The sequence below is a fragment of the Tenacibaculum sp. A30 genome (genome assembly GCF_051200845.1).
GTDB lineage: Bacteria > Bacteroidota > Bacteroidia > Flavobacteriales > Flavobacteriaceae > Polaribacter.
This window is the reverse complement of the sequence record NZ_CP195160.1, coordinates 1,408,285-1,434,877: the sequence shown is the minus strand read 5'-3', so window position 1 is coordinate 1,434,877 and position 26,593 is coordinate 1,408,285. Positions and strand designations below refer to the sequence as shown.

General features: G+C 32.0%; 31 protein-coding genes. 30 read left to right on the top strand and 1 reads right to left on the bottom strand.

The genetic code is table 11. The annotated features are described in order from the left end of the window. Nucleotides 1–35: 35 nt before the first annotated feature. The 24 genes from ACR9ES_RS06885 (at nt 36) to ACR9ES_RS06770 (ending at nt 18,359) form a co-directional block, all read left to right on the top strand. Nucleotides 36–1,517 (top strand): phytoene desaturase family protein, encoded by a 1,482-nt coding sequence (locus tag ACR9ES_RS06885; RefSeq protein ID WP_435255607.1) that lies wholly within the window; start codon nt 36–38, stop codon nt 1,515–1,517. Then, complete coding sequence (locus ACR9ES_RS06880; protein ID WP_435255606.1) at nt 1,501–2,343, top strand: phytoene/squalene synthase family protein; 843 nt, start codon at nt 1,501–1,503, stop codon at nt 2,341–2,343. Before ACR9ES_RS06885 ends, ACR9ES_RS06880 begins: the two co-directional genes overlap by 17 nt. Beyond that, the gene (locus ACR9ES_RS06875; RefSeq protein WP_435255605.1) at nt 2,340–2,786 is read left to right on the top strand and encodes a hypothetical protein; all 447 of its coding nucleotides are present in this window, start codon (nt 2,340–2,342) and stop codon (nt 2,784–2,786) included. Before ACR9ES_RS06880 ends, ACR9ES_RS06875 begins: the two co-directional genes overlap by 4 nt. Next, a complete protein-coding gene (locus tag ACR9ES_RS06870) occupies nt 2,783–3,238 on the top strand; it encodes a sterol desaturase family protein (RefSeq protein WP_299001489.1) in 456 nt (151 codons plus the stop codon). The genes ACR9ES_RS06875 and ACR9ES_RS06870 overlap by 4 nt, the downstream gene beginning before the upstream one ends. Next, the gene (locus ACR9ES_RS06865; protein WP_435255604.1) at nt 3,235–3,936 is read left to right on the top strand and encodes a lycopene cyclase domain-containing protein; all 702 of its coding nucleotides are present in this window, start codon (nt 3,235–3,237) and stop codon (nt 3,934–3,936) included. The genes ACR9ES_RS06870 and ACR9ES_RS06865 overlap by 4 nt, the downstream gene beginning before the upstream one ends. Continuing rightward, nucleotides 3,923–4,396 (top strand): TspO/MBR family protein, encoded by a 474-nt coding sequence (locus ACR9ES_RS06860; protein WP_435255603.1) that lies wholly within the window; start codon nt 3,923–3,925, stop codon nt 4,394–4,396. The genes ACR9ES_RS06865 and ACR9ES_RS06860 overlap by 14 nt, the downstream gene beginning before the upstream one ends. Before the next feature lie 3 nt (nt 4,397–4,399). Continuing rightward, a complete protein-coding gene (locus ACR9ES_RS06855; RefSeq protein WP_435255602.1) occupies nt 4,400–5,053 on the top strand; it encodes a TetR family transcriptional regulator C-terminal domain-containing protein in 654 nt (217 codons plus the stop codon). Then, the gene (locus ACR9ES_RS06850) at nt 5,050–6,360 is read left to right on the top strand and encodes an ABC1 kinase family protein (protein ID WP_435255601.1); all 1,311 of its coding nucleotides are present in this window, start codon (nt 5,050–5,052) and stop codon (nt 6,358–6,360) included. The genes ACR9ES_RS06855 and ACR9ES_RS06850 overlap by 4 nt, the downstream gene beginning before the upstream one ends. Before the next feature lie 56 nt (nt 6,361–6,416). Continuing rightward, a complete protein-coding gene (locus ACR9ES_RS06845; RefSeq protein WP_435255600.1) occupies nt 6,417–6,971 on the top strand; it encodes a flavin reductase family protein in 555 nt (184 codons plus the stop codon). 2 nt (nt 6,972–6,973) lie between these two features. Then, nucleotides 6,974–8,386: an SDR family oxidoreductase gene (locus ACR9ES_RS06840; RefSeq protein ID WP_435255599.1), complete on the top strand. Its 1,413-nt coding sequence runs from the start codon at nt 6,974–6,976 to the stop codon at nt 8,384–8,386. 11 nt (nt 8,387–8,397) lie between these two features. Continuing rightward, nucleotides 8,398–8,541, top strand: coding sequence for a DUF2256 domain-containing protein (locus ACR9ES_RS06835; RefSeq protein WP_073182036.1), 144 nt, complete (start codon nt 8,398–8,400; stop codon nt 8,539–8,541). Then, nucleotides 8,508–9,797 (top strand): DASH family cryptochrome, encoded by a 1,290-nt coding sequence (locus tag ACR9ES_RS06830; RefSeq protein ID WP_435255598.1) that lies wholly within the window; start codon nt 8,508–8,510, stop codon nt 9,795–9,797. The genes ACR9ES_RS06835 and ACR9ES_RS06830 overlap by 34 nt, the downstream gene beginning before the upstream one ends. Next, a complete protein-coding gene (locus tag ACR9ES_RS06825; RefSeq protein WP_435255597.1) occupies nt 9,797–11,329 on the top strand; it encodes a cryptochrome/photolyase family protein in 1,533 nt (510 codons plus the stop codon). The genes ACR9ES_RS06830 and ACR9ES_RS06825 overlap by 1 nt, the downstream gene beginning before the upstream one ends. A gap of 69 nt (nt 11,330–11,398) precedes the next feature. Next, complete coding sequence (locus tag ACR9ES_RS06820) at nt 11,399–12,862, top strand: deoxyribodipyrimidine photo-lyase/cryptochrome family protein (protein WP_435255596.1); 1,464 nt, start codon at nt 11,399–11,401, stop codon at nt 12,860–12,862. A 4-nt stretch (nt 12,863–12,866) separates the two neighbouring features. Beyond that, nucleotides 12,867–13,286, top strand: coding sequence for a hypothetical protein (locus tag ACR9ES_RS06815; RefSeq protein WP_073182028.1), 420 nt, complete (start codon nt 12,867–12,869; stop codon nt 13,284–13,286). Continuing rightward, complete coding sequence (locus ACR9ES_RS06810; protein WP_047790028.1) at nt 13,283–13,549, top strand: TIGR03643 family protein; 267 nt, start codon at nt 13,283–13,285, stop codon at nt 13,547–13,549. Before ACR9ES_RS06815 ends, ACR9ES_RS06810 begins: the two co-directional genes overlap by 4 nt. Then, on the top strand, nt 13,550–13,966 hold the full coding sequence (locus ACR9ES_RS06805) for a 6-pyruvoyl trahydropterin synthase family protein (protein WP_047790029.1): 417 nt from the start codon (nt 13,550–13,552) through the stop codon (nt 13,964–13,966). It begins immediately after the preceding gene. Then, the gene (gene folE, locus ACR9ES_RS06800; RefSeq protein ID WP_435255595.1) at nt 13,929–14,624 is read left to right on the top strand and encodes a GTP cyclohydrolase I FolE; all 696 of its coding nucleotides are present in this window, start codon (nt 13,929–13,931) and stop codon (nt 14,622–14,624) included. Before ACR9ES_RS06805 ends, folE begins: the two co-directional genes overlap by 38 nt. Before the next feature lie 5 nt (nt 14,625–14,629). Then, the gene (locus ACR9ES_RS06795; RefSeq protein WP_274633380.1) at nt 14,630–14,845 is read left to right on the top strand and encodes a hypothetical protein; all 216 of its coding nucleotides are present in this window, start codon (nt 14,630–14,632) and stop codon (nt 14,843–14,845) included. Continuing rightward, nucleotides 14,842–15,519, top strand: a complete 678-nt coding sequence (locus ACR9ES_RS06790; protein WP_435255594.1) for an SDR family NAD(P)-dependent oxidoreductase — start codon at nt 14,842–14,844, stop codon at nt 15,517–15,519. The genes ACR9ES_RS06795 and ACR9ES_RS06790 overlap by 4 nt, the downstream gene beginning before the upstream one ends. 10 nt (nt 15,520–15,529) lie before the next feature. Then, nucleotides 15,530–16,054 carry a CIA30 family protein gene (locus ACR9ES_RS06785; RefSeq protein ID WP_274633309.1) on the top strand — a complete coding sequence of 175 codons (525 nt, stop codon included), beginning with the start codon at nt 15,530–15,532 and terminating at the stop codon, nt 16,052–16,054. Between the two features lies 1 nt (nt 16,055). Next, entirely contained in the window at nt 16,056–16,598 is a 543-nt protein-coding gene (locus tag ACR9ES_RS06780) for a glutathione peroxidase (protein ID WP_435255593.1), read from the top strand. After that, complete coding sequence (locus ACR9ES_RS06775) at nt 16,598–17,083, top strand: SRPBCC family protein (RefSeq protein ID WP_435255592.1); 486 nt, start codon at nt 16,598–16,600, stop codon at nt 17,081–17,083. Before ACR9ES_RS06780 ends, ACR9ES_RS06775 begins: the two co-directional genes overlap by 1 nt. Beyond that, nucleotides 17,073–18,359 (top strand): cryptochrome/photolyase family protein, encoded by a 1,287-nt coding sequence (locus ACR9ES_RS06770; protein WP_435255591.1) that lies wholly within the window; start codon nt 17,073–17,075, stop codon nt 18,357–18,359. Before ACR9ES_RS06775 ends, ACR9ES_RS06770 begins: the two co-directional genes overlap by 11 nt. Nucleotides 18,360–18,399: 40 nt before the next feature. On the opposite strand, the gene alaS is transcribed toward ACR9ES_RS06770, so the two are convergent. Continuing rightward, nucleotides 18,400–21,015 (bottom strand): alanine--tRNA ligase, encoded by a 2,616-nt coding sequence (gene alaS / locus ACR9ES_RS06765; protein ID WP_435255590.1) that lies wholly within the window; start codon nt 21,013–21,015, stop codon nt 18,400–18,402. Between the two features lie 154 nt (nt 21,016–21,169). Between alaS and ACR9ES_RS06760 the strand changes: the two genes are divergently transcribed. The 6 genes from ACR9ES_RS06760 (at nt 21,170) to ACR9ES_RS06735 (ending at nt 26,208) form a co-directional block, all read left to right on the top strand. Continuing rightward, nucleotides 21,170–22,138 carry a M23 family metallopeptidase gene (locus ACR9ES_RS06760; protein WP_435255589.1) on the top strand — a complete coding sequence of 323 codons (969 nt, stop codon included), beginning with the start codon at nt 21,170–21,172 and terminating at the stop codon, nt 22,136–22,138. A 21-nt stretch (nt 22,139–22,159) separates the two neighbouring features. Further along, nucleotides 22,160–22,489: a MerR family transcriptional regulator gene (locus ACR9ES_RS06755; protein ID WP_047790038.1), complete on the top strand. Its 330-nt coding sequence runs from the start codon at nt 22,160–22,162 to the stop codon at nt 22,487–22,489. Between the two features lie 19 nt (nt 22,490–22,508). Further along, nucleotides 22,509–23,105 (top strand): LemA family protein, encoded by a 597-nt coding sequence (locus ACR9ES_RS06750; protein WP_073182016.1) that lies wholly within the window; start codon nt 22,509–22,511, stop codon nt 23,103–23,105. A 4-nt stretch (nt 23,106–23,109) separates the two neighbouring features. Next, complete coding sequence (locus ACR9ES_RS06745) at nt 23,110–23,547, top strand: TPM domain-containing protein (protein WP_073182014.1); 438 nt, start codon at nt 23,110–23,112, stop codon at nt 23,545–23,547. Nucleotides 23,548–23,569: 22 nt separating this feature from the next. Beyond that, nucleotides 23,570–24,418 (top strand): TPM domain-containing protein, encoded by an 849-nt coding sequence (locus ACR9ES_RS06740; protein WP_435255588.1) that lies wholly within the window; start codon nt 23,570–23,572, stop codon nt 24,416–24,418. 86 nt (nt 24,419–24,504) lie between these two features. Further along, nucleotides 24,505–26,208 (top strand): alkaline phosphatase D family protein, encoded by a 1,704-nt coding sequence (locus ACR9ES_RS06735; protein ID WP_435255587.1) that lies wholly within the window; start codon nt 24,505–24,507, stop codon nt 26,206–26,208. Nucleotides 26,209–26,593: the final 385 nt, after the last annotated feature.

The following is a 26,593-nucleotide window of genomic DNA, read 5'->3' as shown; positions in this document are numbered from 1 at the left end:
TTATGATTATTTTAATTATATTTATAAGAAATATTTTGAAAAAAAAAGTATATATAATAGGTTCAGGTTTCTCTTCTTTATCGGCCTCGTGTTATTTAGCAAAAGCAGGATATAATGTAATCGTGCTAGAAAAAAATGCAATAATTGGAGGTAGAGCAAGACAGCTATTAAGAGATGGTTTTACTTTTGATATAGGGCCTACATGGTATTGGATGCCAGATGTCTTTGAAAAGTTTTTTGCAGATTTTGGTAAAAAACCTTCAGATTATTACGAGTTAGAAAGGTTAGATCCTGCTTATGAGGTATACTTTGGAGAGAAAGATTCAATTGTAATTCCAGGAACATTAGAGGAGATTTATGAGGTTTTTGAAAAAGAAGAAAAAGGAAGCTCAAAACACCTGAAGTCTTTTTTAAAATCAGCAAAATATAATTACGATGTTTCTATAAACGACTTAGTTTATAAACCAGGAATTTCTCCTTTAGAGCTGGTTACTCCCGTTACTATGGGGAAAATATTTCAGTTTTTCTCTACAATTAGACATGAAGTAAGAAAGAAAATAAAAAGTAAAAAGCTAATTCAAATTTTAGAGTTCCCAGTATTGTTTTTAGGTGCAAAGCCTAGTAATACACCTGCTTTTTATAATTTTATGAATTATGCCGATTTTGGCTTAGGTACATGGCATCCAAAAGGAGGAATGTACAAAGTTATTGAGGCTATGACTACACTAGCTACTAGTTTAGGAGTAACGTTTCAAACTAATGCAAATGTTGAAGAAATTGTAGTAAATGATAAAGGAGAAACAATTGGTGTTGCGGTAGATGGAAAACTAATGGAATCTGATATAGTGTTAAGTGGAGCAGATTATCATCATACAGAAACCTTGTTGCCTTCATATCTCAGACAATATTCAGAAAGTTATTGGGATAAAAAAACATTTGCACCTTCATCATTACTCTTTTATGTAGGTTTTGATAAGAAATTAAAAAATGTATGTCATCACACATTATTTTTTGATACAGACTTCGATGTACATGCAAAAACAATATATGATGCTCCTAGTTGGCCTAAAGAACCTCTGTTTTATGCGAGCTTTCCCTCAATTACAGATGGTTCTTTTGCGCCTAACGGGAAAGAAGCTGCTACTTTTTTAATTCCATTAGCGCCAGGTATAGAAGATACTCCAGAGTTAAGAGAGCGTTATTTCAACATTATAATAGAGAGGTTAGAAAAATTAACAAACCAATCAGTAAGAGAGCATGTGCTTTTTAAAGAAAGTTTTTGTGTTAATGATTTTGTGAAAGAGTATAATTCGTACAAAGGAAATGCTTATGGTTTAGCTAATATTTTAACACAAACGGCATTTTTAAGACCTAAGATAAAAAGTAAAAAAGTGAAGAATTTGTTTTTTACAGGACAATTAACGGTACCAGGACCAGGAGTTCCTCCGTCTTTAATTTCAGGAAAAATAGCTTCAGATTTAATTTTAAAAACGTACAAAAATGAAACAATTGTTTGATGAGGTTTCTTACGCATGTAGTAAGTTGGTAACTCAAAAATATAGTACCTCATTTTCGTTAGCCACGAAAATGTTATCACCAAAAATACGTACAGATATTTATAATATTTACGGTTTTGTACGCTTTGCAGATGAAATAGTAGACACCTTTCACGAATATGATAAGGAGCAATTATTACTAAAATTTGAAAGAGATTATTACGAGTCTAAGAATAGAGGAATTAGCTTGAACCCTATTTTAAACTCTTTTATACACACTGTAAACAAGTATAAAATTTCTGATGATTTAGTACAATCGTTTTTGAAAAGTATGAAAGCTGATTTGTACAAAAGAGCATATACAACTACAGAAGAGTATAATGAATATATATATGGCTCTGCAGATGTTGTTGGGTTAATGTGTTTAAAGGTTTTTGTAAATGGAGATGAACAAAAATATGAGGAGCTAAAAGAGCCCGCAATGCGTTTAGGGTCAGCGTTTCAAAAAGTAAACTTTTTAAGAGACTTAAAAGAAGATTTTAACGAATTGAATAGATCTTATTTTCCAAATATCAATTTTGGGGATTTAAGTGCGGAAGGAAAAAATACAATTATTAAAGAAATAGAAGACGATTTTGACTTTGCTTATAAAAACGGAATTTTAAAGTTACCAGTTGAAGCAAAATTTGGAGTGTATATAGCATACAGGTATTACAAAAAACTATTAAAAAAGCTAAAAGACACACCTTCAACAAAAATCATGGATACTAGAGTTCGAATTTCAAACCCTATGAAAATTAATCTTCTAGCAAGAAGTTATGTAAGGTATAAATTGAACTTAATATGATAAAAAGTGGTATCTTAGGAGTACTGTTTTTTATGTCGATTATAGGCTTCAATAATGCTCCTTATTTTGTTATAGAATACCATGAATTAGCTACTAAAGAAGCAGAGTCGTCTTACATAAAAAAATATAAAAACAGTAAAGAAGTAAGTATACAAGCCTATGTAGTTTCTTTACAAATGAAACAGGCAAAATATAAAACAATGCCTTGGAGTAAACTAAAAGTTTTTAACACTAATAAAAACAAATTAGAAGAGTTGATTTTAAAGAATCCTAACAATGTCCATTTAAGGTATATAAGGTTAGTAATACAAGAAAACACACCAGGTATTTTAGGATATACATCTTCTATTAAAAAAGACAAGCAGTTTTTAAAAGAGGTGCTTCAAAAAAAAGACAGTTTAAGTTATTTACATACATATATAATTAACAATACATCATTATGAATATAGCAATTTACATAGCAGTAACTACACTAACGTTTATTGTTATGGAAGGTGTTACTTGGTGCACACATAAATATGTGATGCACGGTTTTGGCTGGTATTTACATGAAGATCACCATCAACCAGGATATCCACATGTTTTTGAAAAAAACGATGCTTTTTTCGTGGTTTTTGCAATTCCAAGCATTCTATTATTCTACTTCGGAATTCGACCAGAGTTAAATGTTTTGTTCTTTATAGGTTTGGGAATATTATTTTATGGTATTGCTTATTTCTTGGTACATGATGTGTTAATTCATAGAAGATTTAAGTGGTTTGACAAAACAAATAATCAATACTTAAAAGGATTACGAAAAGCACATAAAATTCATCATAAGCATTTGGGAAAACACGACGGAGAATGTTTCGGTATGTTGTTTGTGCCCTTTAAATATTTTAATAAAAGACAATGAGTCAGTATTTATATTTAATATTAAATCTAGGAAGTTTAAGTATTCCATTACTGTATAGTATTTTTGAAAAAAAACTACACTTTATACAATATTTCAAACAAGCAGCTATTAGTATTTTATCAGTTGCTTTATTTTTTTTGATTTGGGACAGTTGGTTTACGCAAATGGGAGTATGGGGGTTTAATCCAGACTATCATTTGTCGCTAAAACTACTGTACATGCCAATAGAAGAATGGATGTTTTTTTTCTGTATACCCTATGCATGTTTGTTTACACATGAAGCGTTGAAGTTTTTATTTCCAAAATTTAAAATGTCAAAACCTGGGACAGTAATTATAAGCTTTTTCCTCATTGTTTTAGTGAGTTTGTTGTTGATTTTTAACTTCGGAAAGTGGTATACCACAGTAAATTTTGTGCTGTTTTTACTATTGTTAGGTTATGCATTAAAGAATCATTTAAACACATTGCAAGAATACTACCCTAGTTTCTTGGTAATATTAATTCCTTTTTTACTTGTCAACGGAATTTTAACAGGAAGTTTTATAGAAGAACCAGTTGTTTGGTACAATAATGCAGAAAATTTAGATTTTAGAATTTTTACCATACCTATTGAAGATGCTTTTTATGCATTTACAATGTTGTTTTCAGCACAGTTAATCTTCAATTATTTAAAAGGAAAAAAACTTGAAAGAAAATAAATACATACGGTTTTTAATATTCTTAATAGCTAACCTTTCAGCTTTAGCTATTGGGGCTTGGTTAATGAATGAAGGACCAAGAACAGATTGGTACTTGTCTTTAAATAAAGCTCCATGGACACCTGCAGGTTGGGTTTTTGGAGCAGCATGGACAACCATTATGGTATTGTTTTCTGTATATATGACTAAAGTGAGTTTTCAACATGAATTTTTAAACAAAAAGGTACTCATTTTATATGTAGATCAGTGGGTTTTAAACGTAAGCTGGAACTATATTTTCTTCAATCAACACCTAACAAAACTAGGCTTAGTTGTAATCACATTATTATGGTTACTTATTGGTTATTTCACTTTTGAGTATGTAAAAAAAGTAAAATGGTATACGCTATTTATACTTCCGTATTTAATATGGATGACGATTGCAACTAGTCTCAACGCATACATTGTATTAAATAATTAAACTATGGCAAAAAAAAAGAACATAACACAAGAAAAAATAATAGAATGGTATATGAATACGGTACTATTATCAGGTCAACCGAATTCAATATTTTCTTTTGCGAAAGAAAATAACTTTGAAGAAGCGGAATTTTATAAACACTTTTCAAGCTTTGAAAGCTTAGAAAAAGCTGTTTTTGGAATTTTTGCTAAAGAAACCATTCATTTACTACACAAAACAGAAGCTTATAAAGACTATTTGCCAAAAGAAAAACTATTAAGTTTCTATTTTACCTTTTTTGAATTATTAACAATAAATAGGTCGTATGTATTGGCGCAGTTAAAAAGGATAAAAACAGATTTTTCGAAATTAAAAGTATTGCAAGAACTGCGTACTGAGTTTATTCATTTTGTAGATGAAATAAGCCTTGAAAAAATTGATTTTAAAAATGATAAAATCAACAAAATTCAAGATAAAACTATTGCAGAAGGGTATTGGATGCAGCTATTGCTCATTCTAAGATTTTGGGTAGAAGATGAGTCGCCAAACTTTGAGAAAACAGATCTATTTATAGAGAAGTCAGTAAAGGCAAGTTTTGATATTCAACAAATAGCACCTGTAAAAAGTGTGATTGATTTAGCGAAATTTTTGTGGAAAGAAAAATCACCAATGACATGAAAACCTTAAACAAAATACCTACGTCAAAAATAGAACGAGCTACTAAGTTAGTTTCAACAGGAGTGAAAGTTGGTGTAAATTATGCTAAATACTACGGAAATAAAATCACCAAATCAGAAGAGGAAGCTAAAAAGCAACTTAATGAAGATAATGCTGCTGATATTTACGATGGATTAAAAGAACTAAAAGGGTCAGCATTAAAAGTAGCACAAATGCTAAGCATGGAAAAAAATATTTTGCCCAATGCTTACGTAGAAAAATTTTCATTATCACAGTTTTCAGTTCCGCCATTATCAGGACCTTTAGTAATCAAAACGTTTAAAAAATACTTCAGTAAAACACCAAACGAAGTTTTTGATACGTTTACAGCAGAATCAGTAAATGCAGCAAGTATAGGACAAGTTCATAAAGCCACTAAAGATGGAAAAGAACTAGCTGTAAAAATTCAATATCCAGGGGTTGCTGATAGTATTTCAACCGATTTAGCATTGGTGAAACCTATTGCGATGAAAATGTTTAACATTAGAGGAGAAGGTTCAGATGAATATTTTAAAGAAGTTGAAGAAAAGCTTTTGGAAGAAACTAATTACGAATTAGAACTTGCGCAGAGTAATGAAATAGCTGATGCCTGTAAACATATTCCAAACTTAAAATTTCCAAGCTACTATCCAGACTTGTCGTCAGATAGAATTTTAACGATGGATTGGATGGATGGAGTTCACCTGTCAGAATTTACTAAAAATGAGCAGCCTGAAGATATTGCAAATAAACTAGGACAAGCTTTGTGGAACTTTTACATGTATCAAATGCACAAGCTAAAAAAGGTACATGCAGATCCGCATCCAGGGAATTTTTTAGTGTCTAAATCAAATGAATTGATTGTTATCGATTTTGGATGTATGAAAGAAGTTCCTGAAAGTTTTTATGTGCCTTATTTCGAACTAGCGAAAAGAGAAAATATAGATAATCCAGCTTTTTTTGAAAGTAAACTTTATGAGTTAGAAATCTTAAGAAAAGACGATACACCTGAAGAAATAACCTTTTTTAAAGCATTGTTTTATGAAATGTTATCACTTTTTACACAACCTTTTCAGCAAGAAGAATTTGATTTTTCAGATGAGGAGTTCTTCGGGAAAATAGCAGATTTAGGTCAGAAATATGCCAAAAGTACCGAGCTTAAAAAGATGAATGGAAATAGAGGTTCAAAGCACTTCATTTATATCAACCGAACATTTTTTGGTTTGTATAACCTAATGCACGATTTAAAAGCAAACAAGGTAAAAATCAATAATTTTAATACGATATAATGCACATTACACGTCAACAAATAGACGAGTTTTCTCATCTGTATAAAATAAATTTGATGAATAGTATTTCTGGTTATAAACCAGCAAATCTTATTGCAACAAAATCTAATGACAACATAACCAATGTTGCAGTTTTTAGTTCGGTGGTGCATTATGGTTCAAGCCCAGCAATTTTAGGGTTTGTATTACGTCCTACAACCGTTGTTAGGAATACGTATAACAATATAAAAGAAACAGGATATTATACAATCAATGCTATTAATGAAGCAATAATTGAGGAAGCGCATCATACTTCGGCTAAATATCCTTCGGAAATTTCAGAATTTGATAAAACAGCATTGTCAGAAGAATTTAAGAATGATTTTTATGCTCCTTTTGTAGCGGAATCACCTTTACAAATAGGAATGAAGTTTTTAGAAGAGCATCATATAAAAGCTAACGGAACTATTTTAGTGTTAGGTGAAGTTACTGATTTGTATTTTAAGGACTCTATGCTTTCAGAAGATGGTTTTTTAAACTTATCAAAAGAAAAAGTAGCTGCAATTAATGGGTTGGATACCTATATGGTAGCAGAGAATTATAAAAGACTGTCTTATCAAAGACCAAAATAATAATGAGGATTCTAATCACAGGAACAACGGGTTATATAGGTAAAAGATTAATACCTATGCTGTTATCAGAACAGCATGAACTTGTATGCTGTGTTAGAGATGTACGTAGAATTCCATTAGAATTTAAAGATAATACACAAATATCTTTTCTAGAAATAGATTTCTTAAAGCCTAAAAAAGAGTTGCCTAAAAATATTGATGCAGCTTATTATTTGATACACTCTATGTCTACAAGTAGTAGTGACTTCTCTAAGTTAGAATCGGATTGTGCAAATAATTTTAAGAGTCTATTAGAAAAAACTATGTGTAAGCAGGTTGTGTATTTGAGTGGTATTGTAAACGATAATTCATTGTCAAAGCATTTAAAATCGAGATATGAGGTAGAAAAAATACTACAATCAAAAACGTATGCAGTAACAACTTTTAGAGCAGGAATAATAGTAGGAAGTGGTAGTGCGTCATTTGAAATTATAAGAGACCTTGTAGAAAAACTTCCTATTATGATAACTCCAAAATGGTTGTATACAAAAACACAGCCTATTGCAATAAGAGATGTTTTAACATACTTAACAAAATCTTTATTAGAAGAGAGAGTGTACGATAAATCATTTGATATCTATGGTCCAGAAATTCTCACATATAAAGAAATGTTATTACAGTTTGCTGAGGTAAGAAAGTTAAATAGAATTATATTCACAGTGCCATTTTTATCACCAAAGCTATCATCTTATTGGTTGTACTTCGTTACCTCAACTTCGTTTAATTTGGCAAAATCACTCGTAGATAGTATGACTGTTGAGGTTATAGGGAGTAAAAGCAATATTAATGAAATAATTGAAGTAATACCTATTACTTATAAACAGGCGGTAAAAAAAGCTTTTGTTAAAATAGCGCAAAATTCCGTTATATCAAGTTGGAAAGATGCTAAGGTAAGTGGTGTTTTTAGAAAAGAGTATTTTCAATACATAAACCTTCCTAAGTATGGGTGCTTTATTGATGAAAGAATCAGAAAAGTTTCAGATGAAAACATAACACTTAAGAAAATATGGGAAATAGGAGGTAAGCGAGGTTGGTATAAATTTACTTTTTTATGGAAAGTAAGAGGTTTTATAGATCAAGTTTTTGGAGGTGTTGGGCTGCGTAGAGGTAGAAGAGATCCGACTGAGTTAGAGCCAGGAGATGCGCTTGACTTTTGGCGTGTATTATTAGCGGATAAAGATAATAAACGTTTATTGCTCTTTGCAGAAATGAAACTGCCTGGAGAGGCATGGTTAGAGTATGTTATTAAAGACGGCTTACTTTATCAAAAAGCAGTATTCAGACCTAAAGGAATATGGGGTAGAGTTTATTGGTTTGCTGTTTTACCGTTTCATGGACTTATATTTAAGCAACTCATTAATTTTTTGTCAAAATAATTTGTTTAAAATTGAAAAAACAGCACTTACCAACCAAAATTTGTAAAGTTTGTGGGCTTTCTTTTTCATGGAGGAAGAAATGGGAAGCTAGTTGGAGTGAAGTAAAATACTGTAGTAAAAAATGCAGGAAAAACAAAAACAAGAATGCACCTTAATTTGGTTTAGAAACGATTTAAGAGTTCGTGATAACAAACTGTTAAAAGAAGCAATAGCGACTAAACGTTATTTGGTGGCTTTTTATGCGTTTGATCCTGTGTTTTTTAAACGTCAATATTCTTTTGAGAGAACAGGAAAATTCCGTCTTCGTTTTTTAATTGAAACATTAAAAGAATTAAAAGAGAGTTTAGCTAAATATAATATACCTTTTTATGTAGGGTTAAAAAAAACAGAAACAGTTGTTAGTGAGATTCAAAACGATTTCTTAATTACTACCCTAGTTTATCAAGAAGATGAAACTAGTGATGAAAAAGATATAGAAAATAGAGTAAGAAAAGTAGTTGGTAGTAAGGTAAAAAAGATAAGGGTAACAAATCAATATTTGTATGAGCCACATCAAATAGATACGTTATTTAACAAAAGATACCCGTTGTCTTTTTCATCTTTTAGAAATAAAGTTGAAAAAAAATTAGATATAGACACAGAGTTAAATTATCATTTACCCTATCAGGATATATATTCTCAGGCATTTTTTGAAATACCAAACTGTTCTCGTGCAGAAAAAGTTTTAGGAAATTCTTTTCCTTTTAAAGGAGGAGAAAAGCAAGCGTTAGTAAGGTTGAAAAGTTATTTTTTTGAAACAAAAAAAGTGATTGACTACAAGAAAACAAGAAATAATTTATTAGGAATAGATTGTAGTACAAAATTTTCACCTTGGTTATCTAATGGATCTATTAGTGTAAAAACAATTTATAAAGAACTAAAGAGATTTGAAGACGAATATGAGGCAAATTCATCAACATATTGGGTGTATTTTGAGTTGTTATGGAGAGAGTTCTTTAAACATGCAGTTCGTTATCACAAAAATAACTTCTTCAAATTAGGGGGGATTCAGAAAAAAACGATACTAAGTATTCATGATAATAAGGTGATAAAAAATTGGGTTTTAGGTAATACTACATCTGATTTTGTAAACGCTAATATGATAGAGTTAAGAAAAACAGGTTGGATGAGTAATAGAGGAAGGCAAAACGTAGCATCTTATTTTGTACATAACTTACAGCAAGATTGGAGGATTGGGGCAGCCTACTTTGAATCTTTGTTAGTAGATTATGATCCGCACAGTAATTATGGTAACTGGATGTATATAGCAGGAGTAGGAAATAGTTCTGAGAGTAAAAAGTTTGATATAGAATGGCAAGCTAATACATATGATAAGTATGGGGAATTTAGAGCTAAATGGATTGATAAGTAATGGACGTAATACTTAGAGTGCTTTTAGGTGATCAGTTAAATGAATCTCATAGCTGGTTTAAGCAAAAAAACAAAAAAGTAGTGTATGCTATGTTTGAAATGAAGCAAGAAACGGAGTATGTAAAACATCATATACAAAAAGTTGTAGGGTTTTTCTTAGCAATGAGGAGTTTTGCTAAAAAACTAGAAGAGAAAGGTCACGCAGTAGAGTATTTTAAAATATCAGATTCGCATAACACGCACAATCTTATAAAAAATATTAAAGTATTACAAAAAAAATACTCAATTACAAAAATTGAATATCAGTTGCCTGACGAGTTTCGTTTAGATGTGCAATTTAAAAATGAACTCAAGAGCTTACAGATACCAGTTAAATCGTATGATACAGAACATTTTTACACTACAAGGAATGAGTTAAAAGAGTTTTTTGAAGGTAGAAAGAAAACAGTTATGGAAGATTTTTATCGCTATATGAGGAAAAAGCATAAGATACTTGTAGAAAATAATGAACCAGTTGGCGGTAAATGGAATTATGATGCATCTAACAGAAAAAAATGGAATCAAGATGAATTAGTTCCTTTGCCTTATGAGACTAATATTGACTGTAAAGCATTATTAAAAGAGCTTAATGAAGCAGAAGTGGTTACATTTGGAGAAGAAACATTAACTTTTACTTATCCAATAAATAGAGAACAAGCAATAAAGCAACTAGATTTTTTTTGTGACAATTTGTTAGAGTTTTTTGGAGATTATCAAGATGCAATGCATTCATCACAAGATTTTCTGTTTCATTCTCGATTATCATTTGCTCTTAATTTAAAATTAATACCCCCGAGAGAAGTTGTAGAGAAGGTTGTTGATGTGTTTTATAAGAAACCTTCAATAGCCGTTTCTCAGGCAGAGGGCTTTATTCGTCAAGTATTAGGATGGAGAGAGTATATGAGAGGTGTTTATTGGCAATTAGGAGAAGATTTTAAAAAAAAGAATTTTTTTAATAATAAAGTTTCATTGCCAGATTTTTTTTGGACAGGAAAAACAAAAATGAATTGTGTGAAGCAATCGCTAAAAAACTCGTTAAATAATGCATACGCGTATCATATACAGCGTCTTATGATTTTAGGTAACCTAGCGTTATTGTTAGAGGTTCATCCAGATGAGGTAGATGCTTGGTATTTAGGAGTATATATAGATGCTGTAGAGTGGGTGCAATTACCAAATACAAGAGGGATGAGTCAGTACGCGGATGGTGGGATAGTGGCCACAAAACCTTATGTGTCTAGCGCAAGTTATATTAATAAAATGAGTAATTATTGCAAAGAATGCTTTTATAATTACAAAACAAAAACAGAAGAAGATTCGTGTCCGTATAATACTTTGTATTGGGAGTTTCTTTATAAAAATAAAGAGAAGTTGAAAAATAACCACCGAATGCGTATGATGTATACTTTATTGCGAAAAATGGAAATATCAAAAGACTTCTCAGAAATTCTAGAAAAAGCAAAAACAATTAAGCAAAAAATTAATAGCTATTAACTTTTTGTTTAATTATTTCTTTTATTAGTTAAACAAAAATTGTATTTTTGATTCAAAGCGCACATTGGATTGAAAATAATAGGAGAAATAGCAGTAGTTTGGTTTAAAAGAGATCTTCGGTTGCAGGATAACGAGGCTGTTTTTAATGCAATAACTTCAGGTAAGAAAGTATTATTTGTTTATATTTTTGAAGAAAGCATTATACAAGACGAACATTATTCTAAAAGACATTGGGATTTTGTTAAAGAATCTATACGAGATATAAACCAAGAGTTGTTACTGTATAATACACAGGTTTTAACAATAAACTCAGAGGTACTTTCTTTTTTTAGGTATTTAACGTCGGTGTCAAATGTTACTAATGTCTACTCTCATATAGAAACAGGGATTCTTGCAACTTATAATAGAGATAAAACCTTTAAAAGGTTTTGTAAGAATAATGTAATAGAATGGAAAGAAAATATTCATAATGGAGTATTTAGGGGGCGAGAAAACAGAGAAGGTTGGAAAGAGGATTGGGAAAACTACATGAAATCAAGTCAGATAATATTTGATTCAACAAATGTTTCTTTTGTAACAATAACAGAAATAAAAGAAATAGCAAAAAACTTGACAATTGTAAATTTAGATACAGAAGAAGAAAAGCTATTTCAAAAAGGAGGACGAGCTACGGCTCTTAAGTATTTACATAGTTTTTTTAACAAAAGGTATGAGGGGTATGCAAAAAATATTTCAAAACCAACAGAAGCAAGAGAGAGCTGTAGCAGGCTGTCACCTTATATTGCTTGGGGGAATATCTCAGTAAGAGAGGTGTATCAGTTAGCAATAACTATTCGTTCTAGTTCAAGAAATAAAAGAGCAATAGATGCTTTCATTTCAAGACTTAAATGGCAGGCACATTTCATCCAGAAATTCGAAATGGAATGTATAATGGAACAAGAAAGTATCAATAAAGGGTTTCATAAGTTAAAGAAAAATATTACTAAAAAATACATATATGCATGGAGAAACGGAAAAACAGGTATTCCATTTATTGATGCGTGTATGCGTTGTTTAATTCATACAGGATATTTGAATTTTAGAATGCGAGCTATGTTAGTGTCTTTTTTTACACATAATCTTTGGCAACCATGGCAAGAAGCATCAAAATATTTATCAAAATTGTTTTTAGATTTTGAACCAGGAATTCACTTTCCTCAGTTGCAAATGCAGGCAGGAGAAACTGGAATTAATACGATTAGAATTTATAACCCAGTAAAAAATGGTTTAGAGCACGATCCTGAAGCAGTTTTTATTTCAAAATGGATACCAGAACTTAAAGAATTACCATTAGCGTTTAAGCACGAACCATACAAAATGACAGCTTTAGAACAAAAAATGTATGGGTTTACTCTTGGTAATGATTACCCAAAACCAATAGTAGATATAGGTGTAACTAGAAAAAATGCCTCAGATACTATTTGGAAAATGCGTAAAGATCCAGAGGTGATAAAAGAAAGCTATAGAATTTTAAACAAACATGTAGTTAAATAAAAAAATGTTGTTTGATATAACATACAATAATAAAGAAAGTGTATTAAAAATCAATGAATTAGTAGGTGAACCTATGTCTTTTTTACAATCTTTAAAAATTAAAGGAGTTGGTTCAAGTAGAATGATTGTTGAAGGAGTAAGTGAAAGCTTTAAAAGTATTTTAACAACAATTAGCGATTTAAATTATGGAAGTATAGAAATACGTCCTAAAGGAATTATAGTTTACATAACTAATAAATTACAACGCTTTTGCTGGGTAATACCTTTTTATAAAATAGTGGTTTTTAATCATGAATTCTTTAGTATTCATTCCGATAACCACTTTATTAGGTTTAGAAAAGATAATAAATATAATCAGAATAAAAAATTTATAAAAAAAATGATGGATTTGAAAATGACATCAACACAAAGTTATTTTTTATGACATTAAGAGAGATAGATAGAGTTATTGAAATGGCTTGGGAAGATCGAACAACTTTTGACGCTATAAAACTTCAATTTGACTTAAAAGAACAAGAAGTAATTAATTTAATGCGAAGAGAATTAAAACCATCAAGTTTTAAATTATGGAGGAAAAGAGTACAGGGTAGAAGAACAAAACATCAAGCAAAAAGAATATTTAATAAAGGAAGGTTTAAATGTACCAGACAAAGAAGTATAAGTAATAATAAAATAGCAAAACGATAAATGAAGCAAGCAAAAGTGGCTATTACGAGAAAAGAACATTTTAATGCAGCCCACAGGTTGCATAATACGAAATGGTCTGAAGCAAAAAACAAAGAAGTTTTTGGCAAATGTAATAATCCAAATTTTCATGGCCATAATTATGAGTTAGAAGTAACTATTGTAGGAGAAGTAGATGAAAACACAGGATATGTAATTGATACAAAAGTTTTATCTAACCATATACAAAAAGAAATAATAGATTGTTTAGATCATAAAAACTTAAATAAAGAAGTAGAAGAATTTAAAACACTCAATCCAACAGTAGAAAATATAGCAATTGTAATTTATAACAAACTAAGGTTAGTGATAAATAATCATTTAGAAATTAAAATAAAACTTTATGAAACACCTAGAAACTTTGTTGAATACCCCTGTTAGCGATAGTATAAAGAACTTATCGGTTGAAGAAATTGGAGATGATCATATTTATACAGGAATTGAAACGCCTATGGTAGAAGATGCTTTTTTAATTTCTGATGAGGAAAAAAAAGAAAAAATAGCACAATTATTTTCAGAAATAATGCAAACTATTGGGCTTGATTTAAATAATGACTCTCTTAAAGGTACTCCACAAAGAGTAGCTAAAATGTATATAGATGAAATTTTTTCAGGTTTAAATCCAGCCAATAAGCCTAAAATAGCATTGTTTGAAAATAGGTACCAATATAACCAAATGTTGGTAGAAAAAGACATACAGTTTTATTCTAATTGCGAACATCATTTTGTACCAATAATAGGAAAAGCACATGTGGCTTATGTTTCATCAGGAAAAGTTATAGGCTTATCAAAATTAAACAGAATTGTTCAGTTTTATGCTAAAAGACCCCAAGTACAAGAACGCTTAACTAATCAAATAGCCAGAGATTTACAAGAGATATTACAAACAGAAGACGTAGCTGTAATTATAGATGCAAAGCATTTATGTGTTTCTTCTAGAGGAGTTAAAGATGATTCGTCATCAACAGTTACCTGTTTTTATGGAGGCATTTTTAATACCTCAGAAAAAATTGTTGAACTTCAAAATTATTTAAAATGAGTACAATAAACTTACTTCAAGAAGCTTTAGAATTTGAGAAAAATTACAAATCTTTTAAAACAAGAAATGAAAAAATTTTAGCATCAAGGAAAGCGAAAGAAATTATTTTATCAATTAATGAAGTGTATAAAAAGAGTAAAGATAAACAGTTGATGGATGTTATGAAACGCATAACAACTATTAAACAAAAAGTAGAAAAACGATTAAAAGGACGATTATGAAAACAATTGTTGTAGTTGGTGGTAGTAGTGGTATTGGTAAGGCGATAATAACCAAATTAAAACACACACATAAAATGATTAACATTAGTAGAACAGCACCGTCTAATATTGAAAATATAAAACATTACGCATGCGATGTTACCAAAGAGGAGCTTCCAGAATTAGAAGAAGTTCACGGATTAGTTTATTGTCCTGGTAGTATCAATCTAAAATCCTTTTCAAGATTAAAATTAGAAGACTTTCAATCCGATTTAGATATCAACGTTCTTGGAGCAATTAAAACTTTAAAAGCTTACGAAAGCTCGTTAGCAAAAAATAACGGAAGCGTTGTGCTATTTAGTACGGTAGCTTCGTTTTTAGGAATGCCTTTTCATGCAAGTATCGCGACAAGTAAATCAGCAGTAGAAGGGTTAACCAAATCGTTGGCAGCAGAATACGCTACGAAAGTTAGATTCAATGCAATTGCTCCTACGGTTACTGATACACCTTTAGCAGCTCGCTTATTACGAAATGAAAAACAACAAGAGAGTATGCAGAACAGACACCCATTAAAAAAATACCTAAAAGCAGAAGAAGTAGCTAGTTTAGCTACCTATTTACTGTCTGACGAAGCATCAGCAATTACTGGACAAGTAATTCCAGTAGATGCAGGAATTGTAAGTGTAAAAATTTAAAAAGTTAATAATGAAATGGCTTTTAATTTTAAGTTTTCTTATGTGTTTAAATGATGAAATTATAATTTTTGATAAAGATAATAACACTCAAAATTGGTATGTTGTTAATGATACTGTGATGGGAGGAATTTCTACATCAGCTGTAAAAATTAATGATAAGGGAAACTTAATCTTTTCGGGGAAAGTATCTACTGAAAATAATGGTGGATTTTCGATGACGAGAATGCCAATAGCCATAGGTTTAAACAAACAACATTCAAAAATTGTATTAAAAGTAAAAGGAGATGGTAAACAATATCAACTACGATTAAAATCAAATGAGTCTCAACGTTACTCATACGTACAAGTATTTAGAACAAATACACAAGAACAAGAAATTACCTTACCATTAACAGGATTTTATCCTACCTTTAGGGGTAGAAAGTTAAATTTTGGTAATTTCTCTGATAACCAAATAGAAGAGGTAGCAATTTTAATAGGAAATAAAAAGGACGAAAACTTTTCGTTAGAAATCATAAAAATAGCAATTCAATAAAATGAACACAGTAAAAATATTCTTAATCATGGCACTATTTAGTTTATCAGGTAAAGCGCAAACCGTGGAGCCTAAAGAATCGTTATACGACATAAATATTGAAGGAATCGATGGAGAAAATTTAGACCTCAATCAATTCAAAGGGAAGAAAATATTGTTTGTAAATGTAGCATCAAAATGTGGTTTTACAAATCAATATGAAGGTTTACAAGAACTGTACTCAAAGCACAAGGATAAATTAGTAATAATAGGATTGCCATGTAATCAATTTGGAGGCCAAGAACCAGGAACAATAAAAGAAATTCAATCGTTTTGTAGTGTAACCTATGGAGTAGATTTTCCTATGACAGAAAAAATTGAAGTTAAAGGAGAAAATCAACACCCCTTATATCAATGGTTAACACAAAAAGATAAAAATGGAAAAATGAGTTCTTCAGTAAAATGGAATTTTCAAAAATATTTGGTAGATGAAGAAGGAAGGCTAATTGATGTTTTTTATTCAATCACCAAACCAATGAGTAAGAAAATCACCAAATTGTTATAATGATTCACTTTAAAAAGCATTCGGGTATTTATACCTTATCTACTGAACAAATATTAAACGTTCGGTTAGAAAAAGCATGGGAATTTTTCAGTGCTCCAGGAAATTTGCAAAAAATAACCCCTTCACATATGGGGTTTCAAATTACTTCAGAGGTTGATAAAAAAGCCTATGCAGGACAAATAATTACTTACAAAGTAGGGATTTTACCAGGCATTAAGTCAAGTTGGGTTACTGAAATAACACAAGTAAAAGAACAACAAATTTTTATAGATGAACAGCGATTTGGTCCTTATAGCATGTGGCATCACGAACACTGGTTTGAAGAGCTGCCAAATGGAAAAACATTGATGAAAGATAAAATATCATACAAAATACCTTTTGGTTTTTTAGGACACATAGCCCAGTCAATCTTTATAAAAAGGCAGTTAAAAGGAATTTTTGAACATCGTTATCGTACGTTAGAAAAACTATTTAATGGAAAATAAAGTATCGATTTTTTGGTTTCGTCGAGATTTACGTTTAGAAGATAATAATGGGTTGCATGAAGCGCTACAATCAGGTAATAAAGTAGTTCCGTTATTTATTTTTGATGAAGATATTTTAGAAAGCCTTCCTAAAAATGATGCTCGAGTAACTTTTATTTACGAAACCTTGCAAAACTTAGATGAAGAGCTGAAAAAGCATCAATCTTCTCTGGTAGTTAAAAAAGGAAAACCATTAGCAATTTGGAAAAAACTAACTGAAGAATATATAATTGGAGAAGTTTACACAAACAAAGATTACGAACCTTATGCCATTAAAAGAGATAAGGAAGTAGCCGACTTTTTAGCATCAAAACGAATAGCATTCAATGCTTTTAAAGATCAAGTAATTTTTGAAGAAAACGAAGTTTTAAAAAACGACGGAACTCCGTATACAGTTTTTACTCCGTATAAGAATAAATGGTTGCAAAACTTCTCAGAAAAGGAAGATACACAAGAGTTTACCATAAATTTTACTAACTTCTATCAATTCTATTTTGAGTTTCCGTCCTTAGCTTCCATAGGTTTTAAAGAAAGTACGATTAAAGTAAAACCATACAACCTATCTAGTTTGGATTCGTATGATGAGGTGAGAGACTTTCCCTCGCAAGATAAAACCTCGTATTTATCACCTTATTTACGTTTTGGGTTGGTTAGTACACGAAAAATGATTCGTTTTGCGTTAAAAACCAATCAAACTTTTTTAAGTGAGTTAATTTGGCGTGAGTTTTTTATGCAGATTTTATATCACTTTCCGAAAGTAGTTACTGAGAATTTTCGAGAAAAATATAATGCTGTTCCTTGGAGAAATAACGAAGAAGAATTTAAAAAATGGTGTGAAGGTAAAACTGGGTACCCTATGGTTGATGCGGGCATGCGAGAGTTGAATGAAACTGGATACATGCATAACAGAGTTCGTATGATAACCGCAGGTTTTTTATGTAAGCATTTATTGATTGATTGGCGCTGGGGAGAAGCGTACTTTGCAGAAAAGCTGTTGGATTATGACTTGTCAGCAAATAACGGAAATTGGCAATGGGCAGCAGGTACGGGTTGCGATGCAGCTCCGTATTTTAGAGTTTTCAATCCAGCAGAACAACTCAAAAAGTTTGATAAAGATTTACACTATGTTAGAAAATGGGTGAAAGACTTCGATGAACTCACCTATCCACAACCTATGGTAGAGCATAAGTTTGCAAGAGAGCGAGCAATTGATACCTATAAGAAAGCGTTACAATAAAAAAAAGGTTCAGAATTTTCTGAACCTTTTTTAGTATATATTAAGCGATATAGTCTTTTGCTCTTTCTAATGCTTTTGGAATTCCTCCAGGGTTTTTTCCACCTGCAGTTGCAAAGAAATTTTGTCCACCACCACCGCCGTGGATTAGTTTTCCTAATTCTCTAACGACTTTACCAGCATCGTATCCTTTTTCACTCGCTAATTCTTTAGAAATATAACAAGTTAGCATTGCTTTATCTTCTGATGGAGCAGTAGCAAATACCACAAATAAATTGTTTATTTCTCCTCCTAATTCAAATAGTAAATCTTTAATGCTGTTTGGATCTAAATCTACTTTAGTAGCTAAAAACTGAACCCCATTTACTTCTTGTAATTGGTTTTTAAGGTCGCCCTTCATGTTTTTAGCTTTATCTTTTAGTAACTGTTCAATTTGCTTTTTTAAAGCTGCGTTTTCATCTTGTAAACTACTAACTGATTTGGTTACATCTTTAGGGTTCTTTAATAACTGTTTTACGGCATCGTAATTACGTTCAACATCTTCAAAATAATCACCAACAGCAACATTTGTAATTGCTTCAATACGGCGAATACCAGCAGCAACAGCTCCTTCCGATTTTATTTTGAAATACCAAATATCTCCTGTTTGTTGTACGTGTGTACCACCACATAATTCCATTGATTGTCCAAAACGAATGGTACGAACACTGTCACCATATTTTTCACCAAATAAAGCTACAGCACCTTCGTCAATTGCTTTTTGCATTGGTATGTTTCTTTGTTCTTGTAGTGGAAGATTCTCACGAATACGAGCATTTACAAATTCTTCAACAGCTTCTAGTTGATCATTGTCTACTTTAGAAAAGTGAGAAAAGTCAAAACGTAAATAATCAGGACTCACCAACGAACCTTTTTGTTCTACATGGTCTCCTAAAATAGTACGTAACGCTTGGTGTAATAGGTGGGTAGCCGAGTGATTACTAGCAGCTAAACTTCTATGTTCTTTATTTACAACAGCCTTAAAAGTTTCGTGTAAGTTTTTAGGTAAATTCTTTGTGAAATGAATGATAACATTGTTCTCTTTTTTGGTGTCAAGCACATAAATAATATCACCATTAGGAGATTCAATATATCCTTTGTCACCAACCTGTCCACCACCTTCTGGATAAAAAGGAGTCATGTTAAATACTAGTTGATATTGATCTCCGTCTTTTTTTGTAGTAACTTTTCTGTAACGAGTTAATTTTACGTTAGCTGTTAACATATCGTATCCGATGAATTCTTCAACATCATCTTCAATTAAAACAATCCAATCACCAGTTTCACTTGCAGAAGCAGCACGAGAACGCTCTTTTTGAGCTTTCATTCCTGCATTAAATTCTTCCTCATTGATTTCATATCCTTTTTCACGAGCAATTAACTGTGTTAAATCTAAAGGAAATCCGTAAGTGTCATATAACTCGAAAGCACGTTTACCAGAAACTACTTTTCCGTTGGTTGTTTCAATAACTTGGTCTAGTAATAATAAACCTTGATCTAAGGTACGTAAGAAAGAACTTTCTTCTTCCTTAATTACATTACTAACTAAATTACTTTGTTTTCTAATTTCAGGGAAAGCATCTCCCATTTGGTAAGCCAATGTTTCAGCTAACTTATAAATAAAAGGCTCTTTTTTGTTTAAGAAAGTAAACGCATAACGAACTGCACGACGTAAAATACGACGAATTACATATCCAGCTCCGTTATTACTTGGTAATTGCCCATCTGCAATGGCAAAAGCTACAGCACGAACGTGATCGGCAATGACACGAATAGGAATGTCTACTTTTTCGTCTTTGCCGTAATCAATACCTGTAATTGTTTCAATTTCTCTGATTAATGGAGTGAAAACATCTGTGTCGTAGTTAGATTGAACCCCTTGTAGTACCATACATAAACGTTCAAATCCCATTCCTGTATCTATATGTTTTGCAGGAAGTTCAACTAACGAACCATCAGCTTTACGGTTGTATTGCATGAAAACTAAGTTCCAGATTTCAACAACCTGAGGATGATCTTCGTTTACTAACGATTTTCCATCAATTTTAGCTTTTTCTTCTGCTGAGCGAATATCTACATGGATTTCTGAACATGGACCACAAGGGCCTTGATCTCCCATCTCCCAGAAGTTATCTTTTTTATTACCCATTAAGATACGATCTTCAGAAATGTATTGTTTCCAAATGTCATATGCTTCTTGGTCCATTTTTGTACCGTCTTTCTCATCTCCTTCAAAAACGGTTACATATAAAATGTCTTTATCTATTTTGTAAACTTCGGTTAACAATTCCCAAGCCCAAGCAATAGCTTCTTTTTTAAAGTAATCGCCAAAACTCCAGTTACCTAACATTTCAAACATGGTGTGGTGGTAGGTATCGTAACCAACTTCTTCTAAATCGTTATGCTTACCAGAAACACGTAAACATTTTTGAGAGTCGGCAATTCTATTGTTTTTTGGAGTGGCGTTTCCTAAGAAGTACTCTTTAAACGGTGCCATACCAGAGTTGGTAAACATTAAAGTAGGATCGTTCTTTAACACCATAGGCGCAGAAGGAACAATGTCGTGTTGTTTTGATTTAAAAAATTCTAAAAATTTAGCTCTAATATCTTGAGATTTCATACAACTCTTAGTATCTGGGTTTTGTTAAAATATTTCTAAAAAACTACTCGAAAAAAGAAGTTTTAAAAGATTTTGTAAATTTGTGAGTTTCCAAATTGTACATCCCCTTAAGGATGCTTAATTTAAAAAGCACAAAAATAGTACATTTAGCATTATGGCAAAAGTAAAATATTATTACGATCCAGAGACTTTATCCTATCGAAAGATAGAAGTAAAAAGAAGCGAAAAGTATAAAAAAACGTTTTTAGGGTTATTAAGTGTTTTATTAATTGCTTTTTTTGGTTTTATAGGATTTAGTCAGTTTTTAATGTCTCCTAAAGAACGTACCCAAAAAAGAGAGTTAGAAAATTTAAAACTTCACTATGAGTTACTTTCTAAAAAAATGGAAGAAAGCTCAGAAATTTTGTCAGAATTACAAGATAGAGATAATAATATTTATAGAACTTATTTTGAAGCAAGCCCTATACCGGAAGAACAACGAAAAGCTGGTTTTGGCGGTGTAAACAGATATAAACACTTAGATGGTTTTGATAACAGTTCAATGATTAAAAAAGCAACCAAAGAGCTAGATATTTTATCAAAACAAATGGTTGTACAATCAAAATCGTTAGATGAGATTGTAGAGTTAGCAAAAGCTAAAGAAAAAATGTTAGCTTCTATACCAGCAATTCAGCCAGTAAAGAATGAAGATTTAACTAGAATGGCATCCGGGTATGGTATGCGTTTACACCCTATTTTAAAATCGTGGCGTATGCATAATGGTATGGATTTTACTGCGCCTACAGGTACCCCAATTTTTGCATCAGGAAATGGAGTTGTTAAGCAGGCTCATAGAAGTTCAACCTTCGGTAATGTAGTGTATATCAATCATGGTTATGGTTATGAAACTATTTATGCACACATGAATAAGATTATAGCCAAAAAAGGACAAAAAGTAAAACGCGGCGATTTAATAGGATATGTTGGTAATACAGGTCGTTCAGCAGCACCACACTTACATTACGAAGTGCATAAAAATGGTAGACCTGTAAACCCTATTTATTATTACTACGGAGATTTAACTCCAGAAGAATTTGTAGCCATGCAAAAAGCTTCACAACAAAAAGGTCAGTCGTATGACTAAGCACGTAACAAGCTGTGAAAAATGTATGTAGACTTACCCGATAAACGATATTATAAAATAGGAGAAGTTGCTAAAGCTTTTGGGGTGAATAGTTCACTTATACGATTTTGGGATAAAGAGTTTGAAATTATCAATCCTAAAAAAAATGCCAAAGGCGATCGATTGTTTACACAAGAAGACGTAAAAAACTTTAAAATTATTTACAACCTTGTAAAAGAAAGAGGTTTTACCTTAGATGGCGCAAAACAAAAACTAAAGAAAAACCCAGAGGGAGTCTTAAATAATCAGGAAATTATTAGTAGATTAGAAACTGTAAAAGCAGAATTAATTAAAATTAAAAATCAATTATAATTAAAAAAAATCAAGAATTATGAAAAAATGGTTAGTGCCTTTAATTATTATAGGAGTTCTAGTATTTGGAATTTATTCATGGGCAAAAGGATTTTATAATACAGCAGTAACATACCAAGAAGACGCCAAAACTACATGGTCTAATGTAGAGAGTTCTTACCAACGAAGAAACGACTTAATCGGCAACTTAGTAAAAACGGTACAAGGAGCTGCCGATTTTGAAAAAAGCACGTTAACAGACGTAATTAACGCAAGAGCAAAAGCAACTTCAGTAAATATAAATGCAGGAGATTTAACGCCAGAGAAAATGGCACAATTTCAACAAGCACAAACAGGGTTAAGCGGAGCTTTATCTAAGTTATTAGTATCTGTAGAGCGTTATCCAGATATCAAAGCAAACAAAAACTTTTTAGAATTACAAAGTCAGTTAGAAGGAACAGAAAACAGAATTAACGTAGCACGTGATCGTTATAACGAAAGCGTTAATAAATATAACAAGCATATTAAAATGTTTCCTGGTAACTTGCTAGCGGGGATGTTTAACTTAACTGAAATGGCACGTTACAAGGCTGATGCAGGTTCAGAGAATGCGCCTGATGTAGATTTTAAATTCTAACAATATGTCTAACGTAGAAGATTTTCTTACTGCCAAAGAAGAAGAGGAAATCGTTCAGGCTATTCGACAAGCAGAGCGAAATACTTCTGGTGAAATTCGTGTACATATAGAGAGAACTACGGAAGGTTCTCACTACGACCGAGCACTAGAAGTATTTCAAATGCTAAAAATGTTTAATACCCAACAACGAAATGGTGTGTTATTGTACATCGCTGTTGACGATCATAAATTTGTAATTTTTGGCGATGAAGGTATTAACAACGTAGTTCCCGATAACTTTTGGGAAACAACCAAAGAAGCCATCCAAAACCAATTTAAACAAGGAAACTTTAAACAAGGAATTATAGATGGTGTGCTAAAAGCAGGAAAAGAATTACAAGCTCACTTTCCATGGACTACAGATGATGAAGATGAGCTAAGCAACGAAATATCAAAAGGCTAAAACCTTCATAGAAGGAAGAAATATGATAAAAAATATAACGTCATTATATAAAAGAACAAACAAGTTACAGAAGGTAAAAGTTGTTCTTTTTTTTATTGCATTTTTATGCGGACACACTCTTTTCCCACAAGGATTTGAAATCCCTGAGACACCTAAAGAGCAAACTAGTGTTTACGATTATGTAAATCTTTTATCACCCAGTCAAAAAGCAAGCTTAGAAAATAAGTTAATTAAATATGCCGACACTACTTCAACACAAGTAGTGGTAGCAATTATAAGCTCAACCCAAGGAGAAGAAATAGGGTATTTAGCTACCAACTGGGCACACAAGTGGGAAATAGGACAAAAGAAGGAAGACAATGGAGTGTTCATGTTACTGGCAAAAGATGATCGTAAAGTAACCATCCGAACTGGGTATGGAACCGAACACTTATTAACCGATTACGTTTCTAGACAAATTATAGAGTACGACATTATACCTTATTTTAAACAAGGTGACTATTACGCTGGGTTAAACAGTGGAGTAGATGCAGTTTTTAAAGTAATGAGTGGTGAATACAAAGGGGCTAGAAAACAATCTAAAAAAACAGATTTTAGCTTCATAATTTTTATCATTATTCTGGTAGTATTCTTTATCATTATCTCAAGCGGAAGTAAAGGAAACCGTGGAGGTGGAGGAAGAGGCTACAGAAAATCGCATGTAGCAAGAGGTATTTTAGAAACCATTATTTTAAGCAACGCAGGTAGAGGCGGTTTTGGCGGAGGAAGTTTCGGTGGAGGATCGTCAGGAGGCTTTGGTGGTGGAGGTGGCTTCGGCGGAGGTTTCGGAGGCGGAGGCTTTGGTGGAGGTGGAGCCACAGGAGGCTGGTAGTAACTTCATTTATTTGGTAAAGGTTAGTTAACGTTAAAGCAACGTTGAAATAGTACTTATGCAGGGAAATTAAAAGACCCCTATGTATGAAGACTAACATTAAAAGAAGAAGCTTTTTAAGAAACTCATTATTAGCAACTGGAGGACTACTTTTAGTCCCTAACTTTATTAGTTGTAAAGATGATTATATTGATGAGCTACCTATTCCAGATAACTTAGCAGAGAAAAACTTTGAGCAAGGAGTTGCTAGTTTTGATCCCACAAACTCGCAAGTTATTATCTGGACTCGTTACACCACGCAAAACGCTTCAGCAGCCTTAGTTTGGCAACTCGCAAAAGACAAAAATTTTAAAAACATTGTTCGTCAAGCAGAAGTAACTACCGACGCTTCAAGAGATTTTACCGTAGCTGTTGAAATTAAAGACTTAGATGCAGGACAAAAATTATACTACCGTTTTGTAAGTGTTGACGATAAAGCAACATCACCAATAGGAGAAACCCTAACGTTTAGCGAATCAATTAGTGAAGTAAAACTAGCAGTAGCATCTTGTGCAAACTTTGCCTACGGTTACTTTAACGTATATGAAGAAATAAAAAAATCGGATGCAGATGTTGTCATCCACCTAGGAGATTATATATACGAATACGGAGAGAACACTTACGGTTCGTTTAGAACACCAGAACCAAAAGGAGAAATTATTTCGTTAGACGATTATCGTATCCGTTACCGCCAATACCGTTCAGACGAGCAATTAAAAGAATTGCACAGAACCAAACCTTTTATTTGTGTTTGGGATGACCATGAGGTAACTAACGATGCGTATAAAGACGGAGCGGAAAACCATCAAGAAAATGAAGGAAGCTTTACTTCAAGAAAACAAAGTGCCTTAAAAGCGTATAGCGAATACTTACCTAACATGACGAATTTGGTAGATAATTCAATTATTTACAGAAACTTGAAAATTGGAAGTTTGATAGATTTAATTATGTTAGATACGCGTATTGTTGGTAGAGATAAGCAGCTAGAATATTCAGCGTATTATGATGAAAAAGGAGCGTTTGACGCAACAGCTTTTCAGCAAGCATGGTTAAACCCACAACGCACCCTTTTAGGAACTACCCAATTAGGATGGTTAGAAAGTGAGTTAGCAGCAAGCAATAGTACATGGCAACTAATAGGACAGCAAGTTTTAATGGGAAAAATGTTAGTTCCTGCTGAATTATTAACACTTTTAGCAACAGTGGTGGCAGAAGCATCGGCAACAGGTGGGACAAGTGAAGCAACTTTTAATCAATTTAAAAAAACGATAACAGAATTAGTAACGATTAAAACAAGAGTTTTACAAAACGACCCTACGTTAACAGCAGAAGAAAAAGCAAGAGTACAAACCGTATTACCATATAACTTAGATGCTTGGGATGGTTATTTTATGGAGAGAGAACGCATTTTAGCGAGCTTTAAAAGTAAAAATGTAGTAGTGCTGGCAGGAGACACTCACAATGCGTGGTATAGCGATTTAAAAGATAATTCTGGAGAAAAAGTAGCCGTAGAGGTAGCTACAAGTTCAGTATCATCACCAGGATTAGAAACTTACTTAGGAGCATCTGCAACAGAATTAGAAGGCGCTTTAGGCTTGTTAATAGACGATTTACAATACAGTAATTTCTCTCAAAGAGGCTATATGAAACTTACAGTAACAGCAGCAGGTATACAAACAGACTGGAACTTTGTTGATACTGTTACCAACAAAACCTATTCAAATAGTATAGGAAAAACAGTAACCTTATAATTACATAACCTGTTGTGCATTTTTGAAGTTTTTAGCCGAAAGAATGTCTGTTCGAGTGATTTTCGATAGAAAATCGTATCGAGAACAACAATCTAAGTTGTAAAGTTTTATTCTCGATACTAATTTTACGGGTTTTTACCCGCAAAATTCACTCGAATTTACAAATTTTACTCAAAATGTACAACGTTTACATAGCATTACCAATATATTAAAAGGCTCCTGAGTTATTCAGGAGCCTTTTGTATGCTATAAAAGAAATACAAAATCAACTAATGTTATACTTCTTCGGTAGTTGGAGTACTAGATTTAGACCTGTTATCTACTACCAAATTATATTGCTTAGCCAACACATCAATCTCATTAAGTAAGGTTGGGTAGGCTTCAT

Coding starts and splice junctions, on each gene's coding strand:
- ACR9ES_RS06780 (WP_435255593.1), top strand. CDS start 16,056: ATGAACACAGTAAAAATATTCTTAATCATGGCACTATTTAGTTTATCA.
- ACR9ES_RS06815 (WP_073182028.1), top strand. CDS start 12,867: ATGTTGTTTGATATAACATACAATAATAAAGAAAGTGTATTAAAAATC.
- ACR9ES_RS06830 (WP_435255598.1), top strand. CDS start 8,508: ATGCAGGAAAAACAAAAACAAGAATGCACCTTAATTTGGTTTAGAAAC.
- ACR9ES_RS06840 (WP_435255599.1), top strand. CDS start 6,974: ATGAGGATTCTAATCACAGGAACAACGGGTTATATAGGTAAAAGATTA.
- ACR9ES_RS06855 (WP_435255602.1), top strand. CDS start 4,400: ATGGCAAAAAAAAAGAACATAACACAAGAAAAAATAATAGAATGGTAT.
- ACR9ES_RS06805 (WP_047790029.1), top strand. CDS start 13,550: ATGAAGCAAGCAAAAGTGGCTATTACGAGAAAAGAACATTTTAATGCA.
- ACR9ES_RS06880 (WP_435255606.1), top strand. CDS start 1,501: ATGAAACAATTGTTTGATGAGGTTTCTTACGCATGTAGTAAGTTGGTA.
- ACR9ES_RS06770 (WP_435255591.1), top strand. CDS start 17,073: ATGGAAAATAAAGTATCGATTTTTTGGTTTCGTCGAGATTTACGTTTA.
- ACR9ES_RS06870 (WP_299001489.1), top strand. CDS start 2,783: ATGAATATAGCAATTTACATAGCAGTAACTACACTAACGTTTATTGTT.
- ACR9ES_RS06745 (WP_073182014.1), top strand. CDS start 23,110: ATGTCTAACGTAGAAGATTTTCTTACTGCCAAAGAAGAAGAGGAAATC.
- ACR9ES_RS06750 (WP_073182016.1), top strand. CDS start 22,509: ATGAAAAAATGGTTAGTGCCTTTAATTATTATAGGAGTTCTAGTATTT.
- ACR9ES_RS06845 (WP_435255600.1), top strand. CDS start 6,417: ATGAATAGTATTTCTGGTTATAAACCAGCAAATCTTATTGCAACAAAA.
- alaS (WP_435255590.1), bottom strand. CDS start 21,015: ATGAAATCTCAAGATATTAGAGCTAAATTTTTAGAATTTTTTAAATCA.
- ACR9ES_RS06740 (WP_435255588.1), top strand. CDS start 23,570: ATGATAAAAAATATAACGTCATTATATAAAAGAACAAACAAGTTACAG.
- folE (WP_435255595.1), top strand. CDS start 13,929: ATGAAACACCTAGAAACTTTGTTGAATACCCCTGTTAGCGATAGTATA.
- ACR9ES_RS06755 (WP_047790038.1), top strand. CDS start 22,160: ATGTATGTAGACTTACCCGATAAACGATATTATAAAATAGGAGAAGTT.
- ACR9ES_RS06785 (WP_274633309.1), top strand. CDS start 15,530: ATGAAATGGCTTTTAATTTTAAGTTTTCTTATGTGTTTAAATGATGAA.
- ACR9ES_RS06790 (WP_435255594.1), top strand. CDS start 14,842: ATGAAAACAATTGTTGTAGTTGGTGGTAGTAGTGGTATTGGTAAGGCG.
- ACR9ES_RS06810 (WP_047790028.1), top strand. CDS start 13,283: ATGACATTAAGAGAGATAGATAGAGTTATTGAAATGGCTTGGGAAGAT.
- ACR9ES_RS06825 (WP_435255597.1), top strand. CDS start 9,797: ATGGACGTAATACTTAGAGTGCTTTTAGGTGATCAGTTAAATGAATCT.
- ACR9ES_RS06735 (WP_435255587.1), top strand. CDS start 24,505: ATGAAGACTAACATTAAAAGAAGAAGCTTTTTAAGAAACTCATTATTA.
- ACR9ES_RS06775 (WP_435255592.1), top strand. CDS start 16,598: ATGATTCACTTTAAAAAGCATTCGGGTATTTATACCTTATCTACTGAA.
- ACR9ES_RS06875 (WP_435255605.1), top strand. CDS start 2,340: ATGATAAAAAGTGGTATCTTAGGAGTACTGTTTTTTATGTCGATTATA.
- ACR9ES_RS06850 (WP_435255601.1), top strand. CDS start 5,050: ATGAAAACCTTAAACAAAATACCTACGTCAAAAATAGAACGAGCTACT.
- ACR9ES_RS06865 (WP_435255604.1), top strand. CDS start 3,235: ATGAGTCAGTATTTATATTTAATATTAAATCTAGGAAGTTTAAGTATT.
- ACR9ES_RS06760 (WP_435255589.1), top strand. CDS start 21,170: ATGGCAAAAGTAAAATATTATTACGATCCAGAGACTTTATCCTATCGA.